The 19,682-nt window shown below is 56.3% G+C and carries 19 protein-coding genes; 3 read left to right on the plus strand and 16 right to left on the minus strand.

Going from position 1 to position 19,682, the window contains the following annotated elements; genetic code table 11:
- Positions 1-73 precede the first annotated feature (73 nt).
- The 5 genes from H4Q31_RS06785 to H4Q31_RS06805 form a co-directional block, all read right to left on the minus strand.
- Complete coding sequence (locus H4Q31_RS06785; RefSeq protein WP_185178322.1) at positions 74-1,876, minus strand: DUF262 domain-containing protein; 1,803 nt, start codon at positions 1,874-1,876, stop codon at positions 74-76.
- Positions 1,877-1,960: 84 nt separating this feature from the next.
- The gene (rlmH, locus tag H4Q31_RS06790; protein ID WP_185178323.1) at positions 1,961-2,440 is read right to left on the minus strand and encodes a 23S rRNA (pseudouridine(1915)-N(3))-methyltransferase RlmH; all 480 of its coding nucleotides are present in this window, start codon (positions 2,438-2,440) and stop codon (positions 1,961-1,963) included.
- A gap of 214 nt (positions 2,441-2,654) precedes the next feature.
- The gene (locus H4Q31_RS06795) at positions 2,655-3,293 is read right to left on the minus strand and encodes a GDSL-type esterase/lipase family protein (protein ID WP_185178324.1); all 639 of its coding nucleotides are present in this window, start codon (positions 3,291-3,293) and stop codon (positions 2,655-2,657) included.
- Positions 3,294-3,346: 53 nt separating this feature from the next.
- Complete coding sequence (locus tag H4Q31_RS06800; protein WP_185178325.1) at positions 3,347-4,102, minus strand: class I SAM-dependent methyltransferase; 756 nt, start codon at positions 4,100-4,102, stop codon at positions 3,347-3,349.
- 452 nt (positions 4,103-4,554) lie between these two features.
- Positions 4,555-6,042, minus strand: a complete 1,488-nt coding sequence (locus H4Q31_RS06805) for a DEAD/DEAH box helicase (RefSeq protein WP_185178326.1) — start codon at positions 6,040-6,042, stop codon at positions 4,555-4,557.
- 203 nt (positions 6,043-6,245) lie between these two features.
- Between H4Q31_RS06805 and thrC the strand changes: the two genes are divergently transcribed.
- Entirely contained in the window at positions 6,246-7,637 is a 1,392-nt protein-coding gene (thrC, locus tag H4Q31_RS06810; protein ID WP_185178327.1) for a threonine synthase, read from the plus strand.
- 130 nt (positions 7,638-7,767) lie between these two features.
- Complete coding sequence (locus H4Q31_RS06815) at positions 7,768-10,065, plus strand: putative bifunctional diguanylate cyclase/phosphodiesterase (protein WP_185178328.1); 2,298 nt, start codon at positions 7,768-7,770, stop codon at positions 10,063-10,065.
- A gap of 244 nt (positions 10,066-10,309) precedes the next feature.
- Here the strand turns inward: H4Q31_RS06815 and H4Q31_RS06820 are convergent, their stop codons facing one another.
- The 3 genes from H4Q31_RS06820 to H4Q31_RS06830 are packed head-to-tail and all read right to left on the minus strand — an operon-like array spanning position 10,310 to position 13,254.
- Positions 10,310-11,200: a glycine betaine ABC transporter substrate-binding protein gene (locus H4Q31_RS06820; protein WP_185178329.1), complete on the minus strand. Its 891-nt coding sequence runs from the start codon at positions 11,198-11,200 to the stop codon at positions 10,310-10,312.
- Positions 11,193-12,035 (minus strand): ABC transporter permease, encoded by an 843-nt coding sequence (locus H4Q31_RS06825; protein ID WP_376698224.1) that lies wholly within the window; start codon positions 12,033-12,035, stop codon positions 11,193-11,195. The genes H4Q31_RS06820 and H4Q31_RS06825 overlap by 8 nt, the downstream gene beginning before the upstream one ends.
- Complete coding sequence (locus tag H4Q31_RS06830) at positions 12,025-13,254, minus strand: quaternary amine ABC transporter ATP-binding protein (RefSeq protein WP_185178331.1); 1,230 nt, start codon at positions 13,252-13,254, stop codon at positions 12,025-12,027. Before H4Q31_RS06830 ends, H4Q31_RS06825 begins: the two co-directional genes overlap by 11 nt.
- Before the next feature lie 237 nt (positions 13,255-13,491).
- Here H4Q31_RS06830 and H4Q31_RS06835 point away from each other — a divergent pair, with 237 nt between their 5' ends.
- Positions 13,492-14,058, plus strand: a complete 567-nt coding sequence (locus H4Q31_RS06835) for a GbsR/MarR family transcriptional regulator (RefSeq protein WP_185178332.1) — start codon at positions 13,492-13,494, stop codon at positions 14,056-14,058.
- Between the two features lie 350 nt (positions 14,059-14,408).
- Here H4Q31_RS06835 and H4Q31_RS06840 read toward each other — a convergent pair whose 3' ends face one another.
- The 8 genes from H4Q31_RS06840 to H4Q31_RS06875 all read right to left on the minus strand — a co-directional run bounded on the left by H4Q31_RS06840 (position 14,409) and on the right by H4Q31_RS06875 (position 19,328).
- A complete protein-coding gene (locus tag H4Q31_RS06840) occupies positions 14,409-14,879 on the minus strand; it encodes a hypothetical protein (protein WP_185178333.1) in 471 nt (156 codons plus the stop codon).
- A 22-nt stretch (positions 14,880-14,901) separates the two neighbouring features.
- Positions 14,902-15,492: an ATP-binding protein gene (locus H4Q31_RS06845; protein WP_185178334.1), complete on the minus strand. Its 591-nt coding sequence runs from the start codon at positions 15,490-15,492 to the stop codon at positions 14,902-14,904.
- Between the two features lie 45 nt (positions 15,493-15,537).
- The gene (locus H4Q31_RS06850) at positions 15,538-16,113 is read right to left on the minus strand and encodes a hypothetical protein (RefSeq protein WP_185178335.1); all 576 of its coding nucleotides are present in this window, start codon (positions 16,111-16,113) and stop codon (positions 15,538-15,540) included.
- Positions 16,114-16,220: 107 nt separating this feature from the next.
- Complete coding sequence (pgsA, locus tag H4Q31_RS06855; RefSeq protein WP_185178336.1) at positions 16,221-16,808, minus strand: CDP-diacylglycerol--glycerol-3-phosphate 3-phosphatidyltransferase; 588 nt, start codon at positions 16,806-16,808, stop codon at positions 16,221-16,223.
- 13 nt (positions 16,809-16,821) lie between these two features.
- The gene (locus H4Q31_RS06860) at positions 16,822-17,538 is read right to left on the minus strand and encodes an endonuclease/exonuclease/phosphatase family protein (RefSeq protein WP_185178337.1); all 717 of its coding nucleotides are present in this window, start codon (positions 17,536-17,538) and stop codon (positions 16,822-16,824) included.
- On the minus strand, positions 17,538-17,927 hold the full coding sequence (locus H4Q31_RS06865) for a hypothetical protein (protein ID WP_185178338.1): 390 nt from the start codon (positions 17,925-17,927) through the stop codon (positions 17,538-17,540). The genes H4Q31_RS06860 and H4Q31_RS06865 overlap by 1 nt, the downstream gene beginning before the upstream one ends.
- Before the next feature lie 39 nt (positions 17,928-17,966).
- Positions 17,967-18,350, minus strand: a complete 384-nt coding sequence (locus H4Q31_RS06870; protein ID WP_185178339.1) for a hypothetical protein — start codon at positions 18,348-18,350, stop codon at positions 17,967-17,969.
- 45 nt (positions 18,351-18,395) lie between these two features.
- Positions 18,396-19,328 (minus strand): polysaccharide deacetylase family protein, encoded by a 933-nt coding sequence (locus H4Q31_RS06875; RefSeq protein ID WP_185178340.1) that lies wholly within the window; start codon positions 19,326-19,328, stop codon positions 18,396-18,398.
- Positions 19,329-19,682 lie beyond the last annotated feature (354 nt).

Here is a 19,682-nt window from a genome sequence, read left to right on the forward strand (position 1 = left end):
TACTTGTGATAAGGTTCTCCGCGCTGTCTATAACGGCAAGTTTATAAGGCACCCTGTCAGGGTGCCTTATATCTCAAAATAACTTAACTATTTGAACTACATCCTTCCCTGTAACCTCTACTGTTTGAGCACCAACTCTTTTATACATTACATCCCCTAAGAAACAAGGCTCATCCCCTGTTTCAATTCGAATTATAAAAACTGCTCTTTCTTTGTAAACTAACGATGTTATATTTGAGGCTACTCGAACTTTTATGTGATCGGATAAACTACTTTTATTGATTCGGTCTGAAATAAACTGGTGATATTTATCAATATTTGTGTGGAATTGCGCTTCGTGGTCGATACCAACAACATTAAATCGTCCCACTTTGATTGGATCAATATTGTATAATTCTTTGACTCGTCTTGCATCGGCATCTTTATCGCATACGCCAATCACTATGTAGCCAACCTTATTTCGTCCAAGGTTAGCTATTCCACAAATTGTTTGCAATATCTTTTCAAAAGCCTCGGAATCAAAGGCTTTATGTTGATCAAGTCTATGCAATCCTTGCTTAAAATCATAGCTGGCAGCTTCTGTACCTGACTTTTTAATTAGATTTTCAAATTCGGTAATACCCGTAATAACAACTGGGTCCAATGGATTATCCCTGAAATACTCACGAATAATTCCTTTAATTGCATTTATGTTAGTTCTTCTATTTAGCGCGCTCCAATTTCCCCCGGTGGTAATATTAATATGTTGATCAATGCCTTCAAGTGCTTTAATTAACCCATTCAAGTCTGCTAACTGCTTTTTCTCCAAAAAAAGTATCTCATAGAATGCTAGAAAGATAACTTGATAATGTCGAGGAATGCGATTATTGCCATTAGTCTGTCTTGTGAGTTCCCTAAAACCTGCTCCCGCATTTTTAATTACTTGTGAAATTAGGTCATGCGTTTGTAAAAAAGCCTTTTCAATTACCTCTTTTCCCTGCGCGTTAACAAGCCTATCTACTTCCAATTTTGTTCCTTTTGCGCTCGCTAACGCCTCGTCACTGGAATCTGTAGGACGTCCATAATAAGAATCTAAAACTGGGTTAGAACTAGCTGGCTTATTATCATCCGGATAAATAATAAAGCCAAGTATATCTGCTATTAAGTCTTCGTCTCGACTATCTCGAATATCTTCTTTTCTAAATATTCCATTTTGAACCCAATATATATCCTCAACCTTAATGCCGTAGTCTAGGTCCCTATTAGTTATGCTTATCGTATCCATATTGTTTAACAACAGAACAGAGCTATGAGAGACATCTCCTCTGATCTCAGATGATAAATCTCTTACAGCGTCCGCAAAGGCTCCAATTACTCCTGCTTGCCTTATTTCCTGATTAGAAAGTCGTCTTCCATTAGAATTTATTCTACGAAATATCTCATCGATATCTTCCACCTTGTCTAGGCGATACGTCGAGATTGGGAGTTTATAGTTTGCAAAATGGGTGCATAGACTCCTTTCAAATTTAGGTTCCTTTTGTGTTAACTTTCCTTCATCAAGTAGCTGCTTTGCAGATGCCATTGTCTCTAAATCAAAATGTTGTCCTCTAACATCTAATTTATTTTCAATAAAACTAAACATAGCATTTAATCGTTGCATTCCATCGATAATTTCATATTTTGCAACTCCGTCAATCTCCACCTCTGCAAGAAGTATTAACGGAAGAGGGTATCTTTTAATCATAGTATCAATTAATTGAGACTTTTCGTCTTTAGTCCAAACTAACTTTCGTTGATATCTTCTGTTTACAATAAGCTTTCCTTCAAGATACCAAGAGTAAACTTCCTGAACATTCTCAGCGCGAATATTAAGATCAATTCTTGATGGTTCCGCCATATTTAAACACCTCTTTGGAAGAAAGTTAACATTAACATAATTCTTGATCGAACAGGAGAATCCTCTAATTCAAAAAACTTGCCCTTATTTATGATACGGTTCCCCCCGATTAATCTTAAACGCCCGGTACACCTGCTCCAGCAGCAGCACCCGCATCAGCTGATGCGGATACGTCATGCGCCCGAAGCTCAGCTTCTTGTCGGCGCGGGCGAGCACCGCCGGCGACAGGCCGAGCGAGCCGCCGATGACGAACGCCACGGAGCCGCCGCCGTAGACGGCCTGGCGCTCCAAGTGCGCGGCGAGCTGCTCGCTCGTCCACGCCTCGCCGTCGATGGCTAGCGCCACGACGTGCGCGCCGTCCCGCAGCGCCGCCAGGATCCGCTCGCCTTCGCGCGCGCGCACTTGCTCCTCCTCCGCCGGACTCATCGTGTCCGGCGTCTTCTCGTCCGGCAGCTCGCGGATGTCGAGCCGGGCGTAAGCGCCCAGCCTTTTTGAATATTCCGCCACGCCGTCCGACCAATACTTCTCCTTCAGCTTGCCTACGCACACCAGTTGAATCTGCATGACGCGAGTCTCCTCCGCTCTCCGAATTCCACGTTAGTTGCTCCTATCGCAGCACAACGCAGGAACAACCAATAACCCGGCACCCCAACTAGCGAGTCACCGGGCACAGCCATCCTGCTCAACCCATTCCATTCGCACCCACCGACCACCGTACCCGCCGCATCTGCCGCGCCAGCGCCAACTACGGCCTTCTCGCCGCCACGCCACGCACCGCCTACAGATACTTCCGCAAATTGTTCAATATCACCGCATAACCGTTCGCGAACAGGTGAATGCCGTCGATGGCATACTCCGCCTTCAAGTTCCCTTCCTCGTCCGTTAGCCCCTCGTTCACGTCGATGAACGCATGCCGATGCTTGGCCGCCAGCCGCTCGATCGCCAGATTCGCTTCCCGGATCGCCTCATTCGTCCGCCGCTCGAACACCTCAGCCATCGACTCCCGCGGAACATAAGGGAACTCCGCCTTGGCATTCACGGGATAATAAGCCATCACATAGACTCGGCAATTCGGCAGCCGCTCGGCGATCCGGCTCAAGATCTCGTCGTAGTTGTCGATCAGGCCCTCCAGCCGGTAGTCCGGCGCGCTGATGTCATTAGTGCCGATGTTGATGAAAATTCGGGACGGCTCCAGCTCGAAGATGCATTCCTCCATCGTCTCGAGCAGCTCCGACGTCACGAACCCGGCGATCCCGCGATTATAGATGCAGCCCTTATATTCCATCGTCTGCAGCAGCTCATGGATCGGGAAGAATTCCATCAGCGACGAGCCGGCCAGCACCGTCTGCCCCTTCATAGCCAGCCGATTCAGAATCTTGTATTTCCTAACCTTCTCCAGCTTCTCCCCCGTTATCATTCCTCGCCCTCCCGAACAGCTTCGTCATCGCATTCATGCGCCTGCACCCTTCTCTATACCTCGCCCCAGAACACCTGCGTCACGTACTCGAACGGCACTTTGCCGTCCGCCTGATTCCGGTCGAAAATCCCGCGCAGCTCCTCCAGCATCCGGTCATGCCCCGGCGCGCCGGCCACCGGTATGTACGAGGAAGAGAGCAGCCGCCCGCGCAGCCCTTCATAGTCGAACAGCTGACGATTGGGGAACCTCCCCTCCTGCACCCGCCCACTCTTGAAGAACGGCGCCAGATCGTCCGGCCGAATGTTCGTGTGCTTCGTCGCCTCATAGTCCGTCCCGAAGTCGCGCAGCAGCTTATCGTACTCCTCCCGGAACGGCGTGCCCTCCGTCAGCCGCGTGTTCCAGATGAGCGCGACCTTGCCGCCCGGACGCAGCACGCGCTGGAACTCCATCCGCGCCGCGTCGCGGTCGAACCAGTGGAACGACTGCGCGCAGACGATGAAGTCCGCCGCCCCATCCGGCAGCCCCGTCGCCTCCGCCGAGCCGGATACCGCGCGGAAGCCCGGATTCCCGCCGAGACGCTCCACCGCGGCAGCCCTCATCTCCGCGTTCGGCTCGACCGCCGTCACCCGGCACCCCCGCTCCAGCAGCAGCCGCGAGAAGATGCCCGTCCCCGCGCCGACATCCGCCGCCTCGCAGCCCGCACGAAGTCCGACCGTCCCGAACAAGTAATCGATCGCCTCCCGCGGATAATCCGGACGGTACTTCACGTACGTATCGACCCGATTCGAGAAACGCCGCTTGCTATCCATGCCATCCACTCCCGCTCCGTATTGGCCGCCGCATAGCGACCCTCTATATCCCCCTCATTCTACCACAATGACCGCGCGTTCTCCTGCCCTACGCCTAACGCTGATTGATGAATACCCCATTGAGACGCCGATTCGGTGCAATGACTGGAGATTAACCGTCGGGGAGGCAGACAGACGTTGACCGCATCGTGACCTGCAGCTTGTTGCATATGTACATCTAATCTGCGCTCATGCGGCTTTGCGACCGATCTTGTTGCATATCAGCAATTAGTTGGGGCAATCTGTCGCGATTGGAGCGAACTTCGAGGATCTAAGTGTACGTAATACAACTAGAGTTCAGGAATACCAGCCACGTCGTGAAAATAGTTGTACATCTGCACTTAGCATCGATCACGCTCAAGCCATGGAACACAGAAGCGGACCGGGAACCCCCGATCCGCTTCACTTCCGCCCTATCTGCCGGCGTTTATCGGCCGCCGCTGCGGGCCGCGCGAACCGCCGCCCGCGTTACCGCCGGCTCCGCCTCTGCCGTAGCCGCCGTCCGCGTTGCCCCCGCTCTGGCCTCTGCCTTGGCCGCCGCGCTGCGGGCCGCCCGTACCGCCCGTACCGCCCTGGCCGCCTCCCGCTTGCCCGCCTCGGCCCTGACCGGGCCCCGCCTTGCCATCGCGTCCGCCAGCGCCGCCTCCGCCTCTCCCTTGCCCGCCTTGGCTCCGTCCGCCGCCATTGCCGCCTCTACCGCCGCCCGCGTTGCCGCCGCGGCCGCCGCCGCTCGGCGCCTTCGGCGCAGGCTCCGTATTCACCATCGGGTACGGGTGATCCTCCACCACCGGAATCTTCTGCTTCGTCAGCTTCTCGATATCCTTCAAGTACGGAATCTCCTCGTACTCGCAGAACGAGATCGCCACCCCGCTTAAGCCCGCGCGGCCCGTACGGCCGATGCGGTGCACATACGTCTCCGGGATGTTCGGCAAGTTGTAGTTGATGACGTGCGACAGCTCCTCGACGTCAATGCCGCGCGCCGCGATATCCGTCGCCACCAGCACGCGCGTCGCGCCGTTCTTGAAGTTCGTGAGCGCCGCCTGGCGCGAGTTCTGCGACTTGTCGCCGTGAATCGCCTGCGCGGTGATCTTCGCCTTCGTCAGGCCGCGCGCCACCCGATCGGCGCCGTGCTTCGTGCGCGTGAACACGATCGCGCTCTCGATCGCCTTGTCCTGCTGCAGCAGATCGATGAGCAGCTGCAGCTTGTTCGGTTTATCCACGAAGTAGACTGACTGCTCGATCCGCTCCGCCGTCGTCGAGACCGGCGTAATCTCGATCTTCACCGGCTCCTTCAGCAACGAATCCACGAGCGATTGAATCTCCGGCGGCATCGTCGCCGAGAAGAACAGCGTCTGCCGCTGCGCCGGCAGCTTCGCGATGATGCGCTTCATATCGTGGATGAAGCCCATATCGAGCATACGGTCCGCCTCGTCCAGCACGAGAATTTGCACCTGGCGCAGATCCGCGAAGCCTTGGTTCATCAGATCGATGAGCCGCCCCGGCGTCGCGATCAGAATGTCCGTGCCCCGCTGCAGATCCTGCTCCTGCCCTCGCTGCGAGACGCCGCCGACGATGACCGCGCTCCGCAGATTGACATACTTGCCATACGCCCTGATATTGTCGAAGATCTGGATGGCCAGCTCCCGCGTAGGCGTCAGAATCAGCGCGCGTATCGCGCGCTTGCCCCCGCCGCCGCCGGCCTGCTGCTCGCTCAGCCGCTGAATGATCGGCAGCGAGAATGCGGCCGTCTTGCCCGTGCCCGTCTGAGCGGCGCCGAACAGGTCCCGTCCGGCCAGCGCGGGCGGGATCGCCTGCTCCTGGATGGGAGTAGGCTGCGTGTATTTTTCCTCGGCTAATGCCTTCAGAATCGGGGGAATTAGGTTAAGTTCTTGAAATGTCATGGGTTCTCCTTAGGCTCCTATTCAAGCTGCCGCGCCGCCTTGGCGCGTAGCCGTATCCTTGAATTATACACTAGTTGCGCCCAACTCCTAACGGGAACTTCAGGGGCGCCCCTTCCGTCCGCCAATATCCTCCAAAATACCGGTTGGGAAACAGACTGATATTTGTTACAATTATTGAAAATCGCTTGCACAAGGGGATCGTTATGGACTACATCAGCACTCGGGGCAAAGTAGGCGCAATCGGCTTCATCGACGCCGTTCTGATGGGACTGGCCGACGACGGCGGCCTGCTCGTTCCCAAGACTATCCCGCAGCTATCGGCGGACACGCTCGCGCAGTGGCGGCAGCTCTCCTACCCGGAGCTCGCGCTGGAGCTGTTCTCTCTCTATATCGGCAATGAGATTCCGCGCGCCGACCTGCAGAAGCTCGTCGACGACAGCTATGCGACATTCCGCAGCCCGGACGTCACGCCCGTTCGCCGGGTGGACGACAATCTGGAGATTCTGGAGTTGTTCCACGGGCCGACATTCGCGTTCAAGGACATTGCGCTGCAATTCCTCGGCAACTTATATTCTTACATCTCGCGCCGCGAGAATGCCGTCATCCACATCCTCGGCGCAACGTCGGGCGACACGGGGGCTTCGGCGATCGAGGGCGTTCGCGGCAAGGAAGGCATCCGCATCTGCATCCTTCATCCGCACGGCAAGGTGAGCAAGGTGCAGGAGCTGCAGATGACGACGGTGGACGACGCCAATGTGCTCAACCTGTCGGTGGACGGCAACTTCGACGACTGCCAGCGCATCATCAAGGAGCTGTTCGCCGACGTCGCGTTCAAGCAACAGTATCACCTGCGCGCGATCAACTCGATCAACATCGCCCGTGTGCTGGCGCAGACGGTCTACTACTTCTACGCCTACTTCCAGCTGGAGAACCGCGGACAAGCGTCCGGGACGGTCAACTTCAGCGTGCCTACGGGCAACTTCGGCGACATCTTCGCAGGCTTCTTGGCCAAAAGGATGGGTTTGCCCATCGGCAAGCTGATGCTGGCGACGAACGAGAACAACATCCTCGAGCGCTTCGTCCGCGAGGGCGTGTACGAGCCGGGCGAATTCCATATGACGTACAGCCCGTCCATGGACATTCAAGTGGCGAGCAACTTCGAACGCTACCTCTATTATCTGTACGGCGAGGATGCGGCAACCGTAGCGATGCTGATGGACGCCTTCAAGCGTGACGGCAAGATCGCCGTCCCGGCTGACAAGCTGCAGCAGGTGCAGAAGGACTTCGCGGCCTATGGCGTACAGAACGACGAGTGTCTCGCCACGATCGGCGAGGTGCAGGACGAGTACGGCTACCTGCTCGACCCGCATACGGCTTGCGGCGTCGCGGCAGCCCGCAAGCTCGCAGCGCCGGGCGATGTGACGGTAGCGCTGGCGACTGCGCATCCGGCGAAGTTCGGCGAGGCGATCGAGCTGCTCCAGATCGAGCAGAAGTTCCCGCCGCAGATAGAGGCTCTGTTCGATAAGCCGCAGCGTCAGACGCTCGTCGGCGGCACGAATGATGCGGTTAAGGCGGAGCTGCTCAAATTCTTCTAAACGATCCAACGACGGTGCCGCAGCCCCCGGTTCTCTTGTCGGACCGGGGGCTATCCTATGCTGCCTATGGCGGCTCCCGTCGCTCCCATCCACATCCCAGACCAACATCATGGGCGAGGAGAGTGCAGGAATGGTTCGATTCTTACAACCGAAGCACTTGATCATTTGCTTTGCCTTATATATCTCCGCCGAATATGCCTTGTTTCCCTTCTTGTCCCGCCATCCCGATCTGATCTTGGCGATCGAGACCCTTCCTTACCTATTCTCCGTCTTCGCCTTGCAGCATCTAGCCAGAGCTTGCCATGGCCGCTACCGCCGGCGATTCTGGATGTTCATCTCCTGGGCCAGCGCATGTTATGCCGCAGCGCAGCTCTCTTGGATTACCTACGATCAGCTGCTGAATATTAAGGCGCCTCTTGTCAGCTTTGGCGACGTGTTCTGGAACCTGCAGAGCGCGATTTATTTGTTCGCACTAATCTATCTGATATCCAACAAGCGCGGCTCTGTCCAGACCTTCCGCCTTCTCTTCGATACGATGATCTTCGTCGTCAGCGCGGCCGTCATGAGCTGGGAGTTCGTCCTTCGGCCGAATCTAGACTATCTGCTGGCCGGGTCGGGTTGGTGGGGCGTCTATACATCGGCGTCATACCCCGTCTCCGATGTGGCGGTTCTCGGCTGTCTCTTCATGATGCATGGCAAAGCGTTCCCGAAGGCAAGCGTCCTACCTCTATTCGCCGGATTCTGTCTCTACATCGTCGCAGACACGGTCTATCTGCTGCAGGTCGCCTCGAACACCTATCGGATCGGCAACTGGTCTGACCCCTTGTACACGGGAATGATCTTCACGATCATGGTCGCTGCCAGCTACTCCGCGCGAGTCGCGCCCGAGGACATCGACAAGCCGGTCGATCCCCGATACGGCTCCAGAACCCGCTATGCCCTCACCTACGGCAGCATGGTGGCGCTTCTCATCTTAATGCTGCGCCGGTTGGAATCTTATAACATGGGCATCGTATTCTACACCAGCCTAACGGTCGTAGGGCTTATCATTATTCGTCAAGTGACCATTCTGCTGGAGAATGACAGGCTGATGGGCCGCCTGCAGCAGATGCTGGAGCGTACGAGAACGCTCGCGTTCTACGATCAACTGTCGCTGCTGCCGAATCGCCGCTACTTCGAGATGAAGGCGAAGGAAGCGCTGGAGCAGGCGGAATCGTCCAAGGCGGAGCATCGAATGCTGGCCGTTCTGTTCATCGACTTGGACCGGTTCAAGAACGTGAACGACAGCTACGGTCACGATGCCGGGGACTCGCTCATTCATGCGGTAACGGAACGGTTGACGAAGCTGGCGGGGGAGCGCCATTTCGTTGCCCGTATGGGCGGAGACGAATTCACTATGCTGTGCCAGGAGATCGGCTCCGAGCAGGAGCTCCAGCAGCTTGCGCAGGAGATCCTCGCGGAGATTGCGAAGCCGATTCGGCTGGAGCCAGGCGAATTCTGCATGTCGGCGAGCATTGGCATCGCCGTCTATCCAAGGGATGGAACAACGATCGCCTGCCTGCTGAAGAACGCCGATACGGCGCTGTACAAGGCGAAGGCTCTCGGCAAGAACCGCTGCGTTCTCTACACGGAGAAGTTCAGTCAGGATTTGGCGGCTAAGCTTGTGTTGGAGAACGAGCTGCGCCGCGCGTTCGAACAGCAGGAACTGATGCTGTATTATCAGCCGCAGATCGAAGCCGCCAGCGGGCGATTGGCCGGCGTCGAGGCGTTGATTCGCTGGCGGAAGCAGGGCGATGTCATGGTCTCCCCGGCGGAATTCATCCCGGTCGCGGAGGAGAGCGGCCTCATCGTCCCGATCGGCGAATGGATTCTGCGCACCGCCTGCCTGCAAGCGAAGCAGTGGATGGACACGGGCTGCGGGCCCCTCCAGATGTCGGTCAACGTCTCGCCGCGGCAATTCATCGAAGCGAACTTCGTGGACCGCGTCGCTTCTACGCTGCAGCAGACAGGACTGCCTCCTGAGCGGCTCGTGCTCGAGATTACCGAAGGCATCGCCATTGCCATGGAGGACGAACAGGAGACCGCCGAGAAGCTGCGCGAGCTGAAGCAGCTCGGCGTGCGGATCTCCATGGACGACTTCGGAACCGGCTATTCGTCGCTCGGCTATCTGAGGCGATTCCAGGTCGATGAGCTGAAGATCGCGCAGACGTTCATCTTCGAAGTGCCCGGCGATTCGGAGAAAGCCTCGATCGTCCAAGCCATTCTGGCGATGGCCCGCACCCTGAAGCTGAAGGTCATCGCGGAAGGCGTCGAGACGGAGGAGCAGTATCGCTTCTTGCGGGATGAGGGCTGTGATTGGATCCAAGGGTACTTCTTCCACAAGCCGATGACTTCGGAAGAGATGAGCCGCCTGCTAACGGGGAACTAGTCTCGCTGCAAGCACACGGCATGATTCCGTCCCCTGCGAATAGAAGCCGCCGGCATAAGCCTGCGGCTTCTTCGTATATCATGTGGCGAATCTCTCCGGGTAGTTCAACATGGCTGCGAATTGTCCTCTATACCCCATCAGCCCCTACATCATGTTCCACTTAAAAAAAAGCACCAGCCTCCGCCCCGATAAGCGAAAGTTGGTGCTTGATTAATAGCCTCTTCAACCGTGATTCTCCGAATGCTTAGTTCTTCAAATCCTCGATCGAAGTAATATCCATATACTCCGGTACGACGAGGCCGAGCTTCGTGCCGATCAGGTTCGCGCCCAGATCCTCGAACTTCCCTTGATATTCGTTGAAGTAATCTTGGTGAGTCGTCGGCAGCCACGCGGCAACCATCGCGTCCGCGCTTCCGCCTGCGATGCCGGCCCACATCGGACCCGCTTCAACCTGAAGCATCTCGACCTTGTAACCCAAGCGGCCCTCCAGCACTTGCTTCACGACGTTCGTGCTGGCGATCTCGGAAGCCCATGCGACATATGCGACCGTGAGCTCCTTGCCCTCTTCCTTCGGCAGATCCTTGACCCATGCGTCCACCTTGTCCGCATTGTCTTCTACCCACTTCGCAGCCGCATCCTCCGGCTTCGAACCGTCTTCCACGGCCGACATGACGACCGCCATATCATCGGCTGTCCATTCGAAGTTATCCAGCATGGCGTATGCGGAAGGCGCGTCGTCCTTCAGGCCGTTGCGCACGATGGTATGTATCTCTTCATCCTTGCCGTAAGAGCCCTTCGGGTCTTCCAGATACTTCAGCTTGTACTTGGCGAACATCCAGTGCGGCGTCCAGCCGGTGACGATGATCGGATCCTCGTTCTTGTACGCCTTGTCCAGCGCAGCCGCCATAGCGGCGTCCGACCCTTCAACGAGCTTCCAGTCCGACAGCTCATAATCATCCATCGCCTGCTTCGTCTGCTTCATCAAGCCGGCGCCCGGATCGATGCCGATGATCTCATAATCCACCTGATCTCCGACGCTGCCGCTTGCATTAGAGTTCCCCTTGGAGCAGCCGGTCAGCGCCAGCGCCCCTGCCAATCCGACGACCATCAGTGCTCGAGTAGACAGTTTAAACATTCGATCCTCTCCTTTTCCTCTTCACAATGTTCTGCGTCATGCGGTCCAGCACGATCGCCAGCACGACGATCGCAAGTCCTCCTTCGAAGCCCTGGCCCGTCTTGATCTGCGTGACGGCCCCGTAGACGTCGGCTCCGATGCCTTGCGCGCCGATCATCGCCGCGATGACGACCATCGACAGCGACAGCATGATCGTCTGGTTAATGCCCGCCATGATCGACGGCATCGCCAGCGGAATCTGCAGCTTGAACAGCTTCTGGTTCCGGGTCGAACCGAAGGCATCCGCGGCTTCAACCAGATCTTCCGGCACCTGGCGAATGCCCAGGTTCGTCAGCCGGATGGTCGGCGGTACGGCGAAGATGACCGAGGCGATAACGCCCGGCACGACGCCAAGCCCGAAGAACGTGACGGCCGGAATGAGATAGACGAACGCCGGCATCGTCTGCATGAAGTCCAGGATCGGCGTCAGCACGCTCCTGACCTTGTCGCTCTGCGCGCACCAGATGCCTAGCGGAACCCCGATGACGATAGAGATGAGTGCGGACGTTAACACCAGCGCCAGCGTATCGACCGTGTGGTCCCAGTAGCCGAGATTATCAATTAATAGCAAGCCCAGCACGGTGAACAGCGCGAATTTCCACTTGCCCAAATAATAAGCCAGCGCCGTGAACAGCAGGATCAAGACCAGCGCCGGTATCCAATGGAACAGATCGGCAATGCCGTGCACCACGCTCTCGATGCAGACCGTCACGACGTTGAAGACCGGCTCCAAGTTATTCACCAGTCCATCCACGACATCCTCAATCCATTCATCTAGCGGCAGTTTAGGAAACATCGACATCGACTGCCACCTCCTCTTCCATCTCGGACTCCGACTGAACCGGATGGCCGGCCAGAGCGCCCAGCACGGCGCCGCGGACAATCACGCCGACAATCCGCTCATTATCATCCACGACAGCCACCGGGAGTCTAGCGGTTGAGCAAATGTCGAACAGCTGATGCAGCAGCAGATCCGGCTTAACAATAGGGACATCCCGGATGACGATATCCTCCAGGCTCCTGCCGTCCCGTACCGCTTCGGAAGCGTCGTCCGCCGTAATGACGCCGATCAGCTTGCGGCCTCGGTCCACGACGAACAGATTGGAGATACCGCTCTCACGCATGAGCTGCAAGGCAACCCGCGGCCCTCGATCCAGCGAGATCGTCTCCGGCCGGCGCATCACCGAAGCGGCAGTCAGCACTTTGGACAGGTCGACGTCCTCGACGAACCGCTCCACGTATTCGTTGGCCGGGTTCATCATGATCTCCTCCGGCGTGCCGATCTGCACGACGCTGCCGTCCTTCATGAGCGCGATCCGGTCGCCGATCCGCAAGGCTTCATCCAGATCGTGCGTGATGAAGATGATGGTCTTCTTCATTTTCACCTGCAGCTCTAGCAACTCGTCCTGCATCTCCTTGCGGATCAGCGGATCGAGCGCGCTGAATGCTTCGTCCATCAGCAGAATATCCGGATCGTTGGCCAGCGCTCTCGCTAAGCCAACCCTCTGCTGCATGCCTCCGCTCAGCTGCGACGGCAAGCTGTTCGCCCAGTCTCCCAGTCCGACCAGACGCAGCGCTTCAAGCGCCTTCGCACGGCGTTCCGCCTTCGCGACTCCCTGCACCTCGAGCCCGTACTCCACGTTCTCCGCTACCGTCCGATGCGGGAACAGGGCGAACTTCTGGAACACCATACTGATCTGCTCGCGCCGGACGCGAAGCAAGCTCTCCTTGTTCATCTTCACGATGTCCCGGCCATGAATGGCAATAGTCCCCCGCGTCGGATCGATGAGCCGATTCAACATCCGAACCAGCGTGGATTTGCCGCTGCCGGACAATCCCATGATGACGAAGATCTCGCCGGGCTCAACCGTGAAGGACACATTATTGACGCCCACTGTATGATTTCTCTCGCGGTAGATCCGCTCCTTCGACCATCCTTCATCCAGCAAGCGAATGGCCGAATCCGGATCAGGACCGAAGATCTTGGTTGCCTGGCGTACCTCAATAATTGCCATTGGTTCACCTCTCTCTTCTTCAATGTCAATCCGGCTATGTATACCAGTGTAAAAACATCTGGCGATGATTGTCAACGATATTTACCGTATTATCCGTTTGTACAGTAAATTCTGTACGAAGTTTACTCCCAAATGCTCCGATTTCCTCGTTATTTCAGTTAGAGGCCTTTCTTTACTTTGCAGGCGTTGTTTCTTACAATAACGATTAACATCACAAAGGGTCAGGTGAACATACAGATGGAGCGTATCGAGGGTGCGACCCTTGAGCAAGAGCTGGCGTTGCAGAAGGCAAGGAAAAGGGTTATCGAGGCCATAGGGAATAACATGGATCTGTATGGCATCACACAATCTACCGGCCATCTGTACGGCCTGCTGTTCTTCCAGAACAAACCGATGACGCTGGACGAGATGGGCCATGCGATGGAGATGAGCAAGACCAGCATGAGCACAGCCGTGCGTACGCTAGTGGACTTGAAGATGGTGAACAAGGTTTGGGAGAAGGGCTCCCGGAAGGACCTGTATGAGGTCGAGCTGGACTGGTTCCAAACATTCGCCGATTTCTTCTCGCTCAAGTGGCGGAAAGCGTCGGAGATCAATCTCCACGCCTTGCGCAAGTCGAAGTCGGAACTGCAGGAGCTGAGCGCCAAGTACGCAGAGGACGAAGCCTTCCTGCAGCAATTGCAAGCGGATCAGGCCAAGGTTGATGAAGCGATCCGATATTATTCGTGGCTGAACCGGCTGATCGAGGCGTTCGAATCGGAAGAGATCTTCAAGCTGGTGCCGAAGGATCTGCCTTCGAGATAAAAGAAGGAACCCCAAGACGATGAGGCTCGCTCCCCATAACGGAACGCGGTTCCGTTATTGAAGAACCGAAGCGCGGTGTACGTGAAATAACGGAACGCCGTTCCGTTATTTCCGCGATTTAAGCCGGGGACTCGAATAACACCCCCGAATAACGGAACCCTGTTCCTCTATTGCGTCTGCGAGCAAGTAGTTGCGGCCAGATAACGGAACGACGTTCCGTTATGGCGTGAAGCTGCATGCGCTGCGGGCTTCTCCGATAATGAATACAAACATGCCCCCGGCTCTAGGAACCGGGGGCTTCTGTCTATGTTCTGATTCCGTTATGGAGTACATATAGTGCGTCTAAGAGTTTAAGCGGGAGCAGCCTTAACTACCAATTCGTCGAGAACACCCGGCGGCACGAGCCACACCTCGTCCCGCTCCGGATGCTGCGGATAGATCTTGGCTTGGAAGGTCGAGCCCGTGCCCCGGAGATCGTTCAGCTCGTAGACTTCGCTTGCGGAGCCCTGCACGAACTCCACTTGATAGAGCTGGCCCATAGGCTCCGGATCTCCGAAGAAGGTGCGCTGCGCGCTTGAGAGCTTCGAGAGAATCTCTACGATCGTGTCTCCATCCTCTATGTCATTGATCATCTCGGTTCCGTCGCGTTGAATCTCATACACTCGAATCGAGGTCACCCCGACGATCTTCAAGGTTGCCTCCGGCTTGCCGAACAGCTTCTCGCCTGGATGCTCCCGCTGCCAAATGCCAACGAAGGAAATACCGGCGGCTACTGCGAGAAGAAGCGTCGTGACAATGGTTATAATAGAACGTCTCAGCATCACCATTCTCCTCGCCCTACACTCAGAATCGAATATGCCGGATCTGCGTCGCGATGCGGTCCTTCCACCGGCTCAGTCTGCTCCGGTTGTCCGGCAGCAGCGCAATGCCGAGCCGCTCCGCGATCGTCTCCGCCACCTGCCGGATGCTCAGCTCGTCCGTGTGCAGATGCTCGCGGAACGCCTCGTCCGCGAGCCCCGCCAAGCAGCGGTCGATCTGCTGCGCCGGCCAGCCGGCCGCCCGCTCCCCGCGCGAGCGCAGCCGCTTCAGGAGCGTCTCCCTCGTCGCGCACAGCGCGAAGTGGCGGACGACGACGCCGTCTTTTCGAAGCTGGCCTACGATCTCTTCGAAGTACCGCGGATCGACGACCGTCATGGGCACGATCAGCGTGCCGCTGTAATGTTGGTCCAGGTATCGCAAGAAGGAAGAATTGAACTCGCGCCACAGCGGGTAGTCTTGGAAGTCCGGCTTGGCCAACTCCCTCGGCACGTTCTTGCGGATGTAGTAGCCGGCATTCTCCGGATCGAACACGAACGAACCCGGCAGCCTTCGATGCAGCTCGAACGCCGTCTGCGTCTTGCCAGCGCCGAATGCGCCGTTCAACCAGATGATCAAACCGCCCATCCTCTCTCTGCGAGACTTTCTTCTGCCTCGTACCCTCTACCTTCTATGCGTGCTCCGCCTTCTCCAGACGATGAGCGCCAGGATGACAAGGATCAGAGCAGCCCCGCCCATAAGAGTAAGGCTGCTTGAAGACGACTTCGAGTCCCCGTAGATCGGCGCGCTCGTATCGTGATCGATTGCGATGCCCGCACCCAGCAACTCGAGATCCGCTCCCGCTTCCGAGATCGGGACATTCCCGCTGCACAGGTTGGTCTGAAGCTGATCCCCTTCTTCATTTGAGTAGGAGAACACGAGATACGTCTCGCCTTCCTTGAAGGTATAGCCGCACGCCGCTTCCCCATTGTCATAGCTGTAGACCGTCATCGGACTGCCGGATACGCCCTTCCATGCCTGCTCCACTCGGAAGGTGTACTCTCTTAGATCGCCGTGCTCGAAGGATTCCCTCCCGCCTCGATCGACCACTTGTCCGACGAACACAGCCGAGGCGCGCTCCAGCCTCTCCTTGGCATCGCCGCCTACGCAGCTGCAAGCGGATGCTTTGCCGTTCGGCAAGGAGACGATCCCCGATAGCACGACCAGCAGCATTAGCATGATCAGTGAAGTGCGCTTCATTGCTTGCCCCCCCTTGGCATTGCGGAATCCATGCACACCAAGCACACCAATAGACGGAACCCAGCCGGCGAAGTTGCAGAGAGCAGGCAATCGAGGCTCCCGGGGACTTACGGATTCGGAAGGAGCCTCCTGTAATTTTGGAGAAGATAATTTAGCCCTGAATAGATGGTGAGCAGAACCGCTATCATCATCAGAATAAGATCAACCGGAATATCCGTCACGAGCGCGAAAGGGTAATTGTTCAGCAGCGCAGCCGTTATCGCGGCCACCTGAGCAACCATCTTGAGCTTCCCCAGCCGATCCGCCGCCAAGGCGATCCCGCTCGCGGAAGCGACGGTTCGGATCGCCGTTACGACGACCTCGCGGCCGAGGATGACCATGACCATCCAAGCGGGCGTCATATGCAGGTACGCAAGCATGAGGAGAGCCGCCGAGATGAGCAGCTTGTCCGCCAACGGGTCAAGCAGCTTGCCCAGGTTCGTGACCATCTTGTACTTCCTCGCGACATAGCCGTCCAATTTATCCGTCGCCGCCGTGAGCAAGAAGAGAGCCGCGGCGTAGTAGACGCCATATTGATTCAGATGGGCGAACAGCGGAGCAGCGTCCCCCAGCCATTGCGGATAGGGCTGCAGCAATAGGACGAGGCATGGGATGAGCAGAATCCGTGCAATCGTGATTCGGTTAGCAAGGTTCATTCGGCCGCGCTCCTTAAAGTTCAATCTTCAGGTCAACGATAATTGGAACATGGTCGCTGTATGCGATCCAGTCGGAGTACTTACCAACTGTGAAGTTAGATGCCGAGTGGAGGAGCTTAGAAGAAAGAAAACAATAATCAATATGATATGGCTTATCAATTTTGCGATGCATATAAAAAGTTGGCAGAAGCTCTCTTCCGTGTTTTTCTCGATAGAAGTGGTGATAAGCGCTTTCGATCTGATACTTCAGCAATACATCTACTACGTCTGAATGATTTGCAATTCTCCTTTCATGATCCCAAATTGCATTGCTGTTGAAATCTCCTAGCCAAACAACATTCCCATTGACCTCTGGGCCATAATATATAAGAGAATTCCAGACCTGACCGATATAACGATGTTCACGATTTACTCTATCGTTCATTGCCCATACAGCGAATAGGGTGAATTCAACTGGGCCAGTCACCAATAGAGGAATTATGTACTTGTAGTCAGGGTTATATCGGGGGTGAAGTTCGAACCGGAATTCCGAGTAAGAAAAAATACCGAGTCCCTTGGTTGCGTTGTCGCCATACCACTTCATGTCTTTGGCTTTGGGCAAAGAGCTATTAAAGCGCAGCCGTTCCGGACTTTCACATTCAGGAACGACTAGTATATCCGGTTTATAGGGTAAGATCTGGGATGCTTTTTTGCGATAAGCCATATTGCAATTCCAACTAGCAATCCTCATCACTTCTCACCCTCTGCAAGCTGCTTCACTTCCAACACTTGTCTAATCCGTCTAGTCAGCGTGAGCTCTAATTGCTGGCCCTCCCTGTACTGTCCGGCTTCATCGCTAACCACGCGAATTCTTCGTTTCCTCCCATTGGGCTTTAGCACCTTGATGATATCACGTCTCGTCTGAATGACTTGCACCTGCATCGTTGTCGTATCCTTCAAGATGAGGTCCAGCGCCGTTAGAATCAGCAGCACAGCGAAGACGACCAGCATGACGCTATACAGAATAACGAATACGATCCGATCATCGCGAATGTTGAGAGCCAGCTGGAGCGCGGCTAGCAGCGTGAACCAGATAGATAACACGAGCGTCTTGCGAATGGAGCCCCGGTAGTTTGTCATTCCTTCCTCCTTGTATAAGGCTTATCAAGAAAGCTAATCTCATCCTGCATCGACCGGCTTCACCGCTAAGACCTGTCCGGTCCGCCTGGTTAACGTCAGCTCGAGTTCCCGGCCTACCCTATATGCCTGAGCGTCGTTCCGGAGGATCCGTACCCTTCGTGTCTTCCCGTTCGGCTTTGTTACTCTCAGGACGCCGTCTTCTGCTTGGATGACGCGGACCCGCATCATTCTCGTGTCCTGGGCGATCAGATCGATCGCCAGCAGAACAACGAATAGAAGAGATGGAATGAAGATAATCGCGAACAGAATCATCAGCAGGAAACGCTTGTGAACCATATTCAGATTGACCTGCGTGGCTGACAGCGCCAGCACAATGACGGCATATACGAGCAGAGACCGAATTAAGCTTAAATAACCTTTCATTCTACCTCCTAGTCCAAAAAGGTGTTGTCCCGCTGCCGCGCCGCGTCAGCCGCGGAACAGCAAAGCCTTCGCCAGCCGGACGGCGGCCGGAAGCCGCGGCCGTCTCCGATACGCTTGCACGTAGCGGTAGTCCGTCAACTCCACTCCCGCGTCCTTCAGGGCATAGGCGAAGTCTTCTTCTTGCAGGAGGCGGTATTCCCATACTCTTTTCTCCCATGAAGGTATTCGCTGCGCGAGCTCCTCATCCTCCACCGCCGGGTGAAAATACGTCTCGCTCACCCCATCCTCCGGCAGCTCATACAGCTTCGCCAGAATCGAGCGGCGGAACGACTCATACGTCTCGCCCTCCTCCACATGATAGGGATGGCTGAGAAGGTAATCCGGCAGACCGACGCCCAGCACATCCGCCAGCGCAGCGGCCATATCCACCGTGCGCTGCGCGCCAGGGTGGGAGGCGATCTCCGCCATGAACGCGTCCTTCAGCCAGATGCGGCGGAACATCCGGAACGGCAGCCCCCGGCGGGAGCACAGGAGGAACGCCTGCGGCAGATAGCTCTTGCCCGTCGCCATACCGTACAGACTGCCCATGTGATTGTCCGCATGGGAGATCTGGATGCCGGCCTTGCTCACCGCCTCGAATTGCGCCCGCAGCTCCCGCTTCACCGCCTCGGGACGGGCTCCCCTCTCGAACTCCTCCACTGTATGGTACATAGACCCGCTCTCGTCGTGCAGCGACGAATCGCCGGTGAGGCTGCGCCAGCGGATGGCGTCGTACTCGCTCGTGAACGTCAGATGCAAGCCGACGTTCGCCGCTCCCCGCTTCCGGCACCAGGCCGCCGCTTCCTCGAACCCCGGCGCCGGCGGCATGACCGTCGCCGAGGACACCTTCCGCTCCTCCAGCAGGTGGATAATCGCCGCGTTCGCCGCCGCGCTCTGCCCGAAGTCGTCGCAATTGATGATGAGCTGCCGCTTGGTCATGCTGAGCTCTCCCTTCCGCACCGTGCGTGCGCCGAGTTAGTTTGTTTGCAGACTAATTCTGCACCTCCGCGTCCGTCAAGGGTCGAGTTAGTTCGTTCGTAGACTAATTCCCACCATTCGCACCAGCCGTGCGCTGAGTTAGTTCGTTTGCGAACTAATTCTGCACTCTCGCACACGTCGCGGGCTGAGTTAGTTCGTTTGCAGACTAATTCTGCACCTCCGCGTCCGTCAAGGGTCGAGTTAGTTCGTTCGTAGACTAATTCCCACCATTCGCACCAGCCGCGCGCTGAGTTAGTTCGTTCGTAGACTAATTCTGCACTTCCGCGCCCGTCGAGGGTCGAGTTAGTTTGTTTG

The sequence above is a fragment of the Cohnella lubricantis genome (genome assembly GCF_014212015.1).
Taxonomy (GTDB): Bacteria; Bacillota; Bacilli; order Paenibacillales; family Paenibacillaceae; genus Cohnella; species Cohnella lubricantis.

Excerpts from the sequence above, each read along its gene's own strand:
- H4Q31_RS06875 (WP_185178340.1), bottom strand. The coding sequence starts at position 19,328 with ATGACCAAGCGGCAGCTCATCATCAATTGCGACGACTTCGGGCAGAGC.
- thrC (WP_185178327.1), top strand. The coding sequence starts at position 6,246 with ATGGACTACATCAGCACTCGGGGCAAAGTAGGCGCAATCGGCTTCATC.
- pgsA (WP_185178336.1), bottom strand. The coding sequence starts at position 16,808 with ATGAACCTTGCTAACCGAATCACGATTGCACGGATTCTGCTCATCCCA.
- H4Q31_RS06830 (WP_185178331.1), bottom strand. The coding sequence starts at position 13,254 with ATGGCAATTATTGAGGTACGCCAGGCAACCAAGATCTTCGGTCCTGAT.
- H4Q31_RS06840 (WP_185178333.1), bottom strand. The coding sequence starts at position 14,879 with ATGCTGAGACGTTCTATTATAACCATTGTCACGACGCTTCTTCTCGCA.
- H4Q31_RS06815 (WP_185178328.1), top strand. The coding sequence starts at position 7,768 with ATGGTTCGATTCTTACAACCGAAGCACTTGATCATTTGCTTTGCCTTA.
- H4Q31_RS06785 (WP_185178322.1), bottom strand. The coding sequence starts at position 1,876 with ATGGCGGAACCATCAAGAATTGATCTTAATATTCGCGCTGAGAATGTT.
- H4Q31_RS06820 (WP_185178329.1), bottom strand. The coding sequence starts at position 11,200 with ATGTTTAAACTGTCTACTCGAGCACTGATGGTCGTCGGATTGGCAGGG.
- H4Q31_RS06825 (WP_376698224.1), bottom strand. The coding sequence starts at position 12,035 with ATGTTTCCTAAACTGCCGCTAGATGAATGGATTGAGGATGTCGTGGAT.
- H4Q31_RS06800 (WP_185178325.1), bottom strand. The coding sequence starts at position 4,102 with ATGGATAGCAAGCGGCGTTTCTCGAATCGGGTCGATACGTACGTGAAG.
- H4Q31_RS06835 (WP_185178332.1), top strand. The coding sequence starts at position 13,492 with ATGGAGCGTATCGAGGGTGCGACCCTTGAGCAAGAGCTGGCGTTGCAG.
- H4Q31_RS06805 (WP_185178326.1), bottom strand. The coding sequence starts at position 6,042 with ATGACATTTCAAGAACTTAACCTAATTCCCCCGATTCTGAAGGCATTA.
- H4Q31_RS06860 (WP_185178337.1), bottom strand. The coding sequence starts at position 17,538 with ATGAGGATTGCTAGTTGGAATTGCAATATGGCTTATCGCAAAAAAGCA.
- H4Q31_RS06865 (WP_185178338.1), bottom strand. The coding sequence starts at position 17,927 with ATGACAAACTACCGGGGCTCCATTCGCAAGACGCTCGTGTTATCTATC.
- H4Q31_RS06850 (WP_185178335.1), bottom strand. The coding sequence starts at position 16,113 with ATGAAGCGCACTTCACTGATCATGCTAATGCTGCTGGTCGTGCTATCG.
- H4Q31_RS06870 (WP_185178339.1), bottom strand. The coding sequence starts at position 18,350 with ATGAAAGGTTATTTAAGCTTAATTCGGTCTCTGCTCGTATATGCCGTC.
- rlmH (WP_185178323.1), bottom strand. The coding sequence starts at position 2,440 with ATGCAGATTCAACTGGTGTGCGTAGGCAAGCTGAAGGAGAAGTATTGG.
- H4Q31_RS06795 (WP_185178324.1), bottom strand. The coding sequence starts at position 3,293 with ATGATAACGGGGGAGAAGCTGGAGAAGGTTAGGAAATACAAGATTCTG.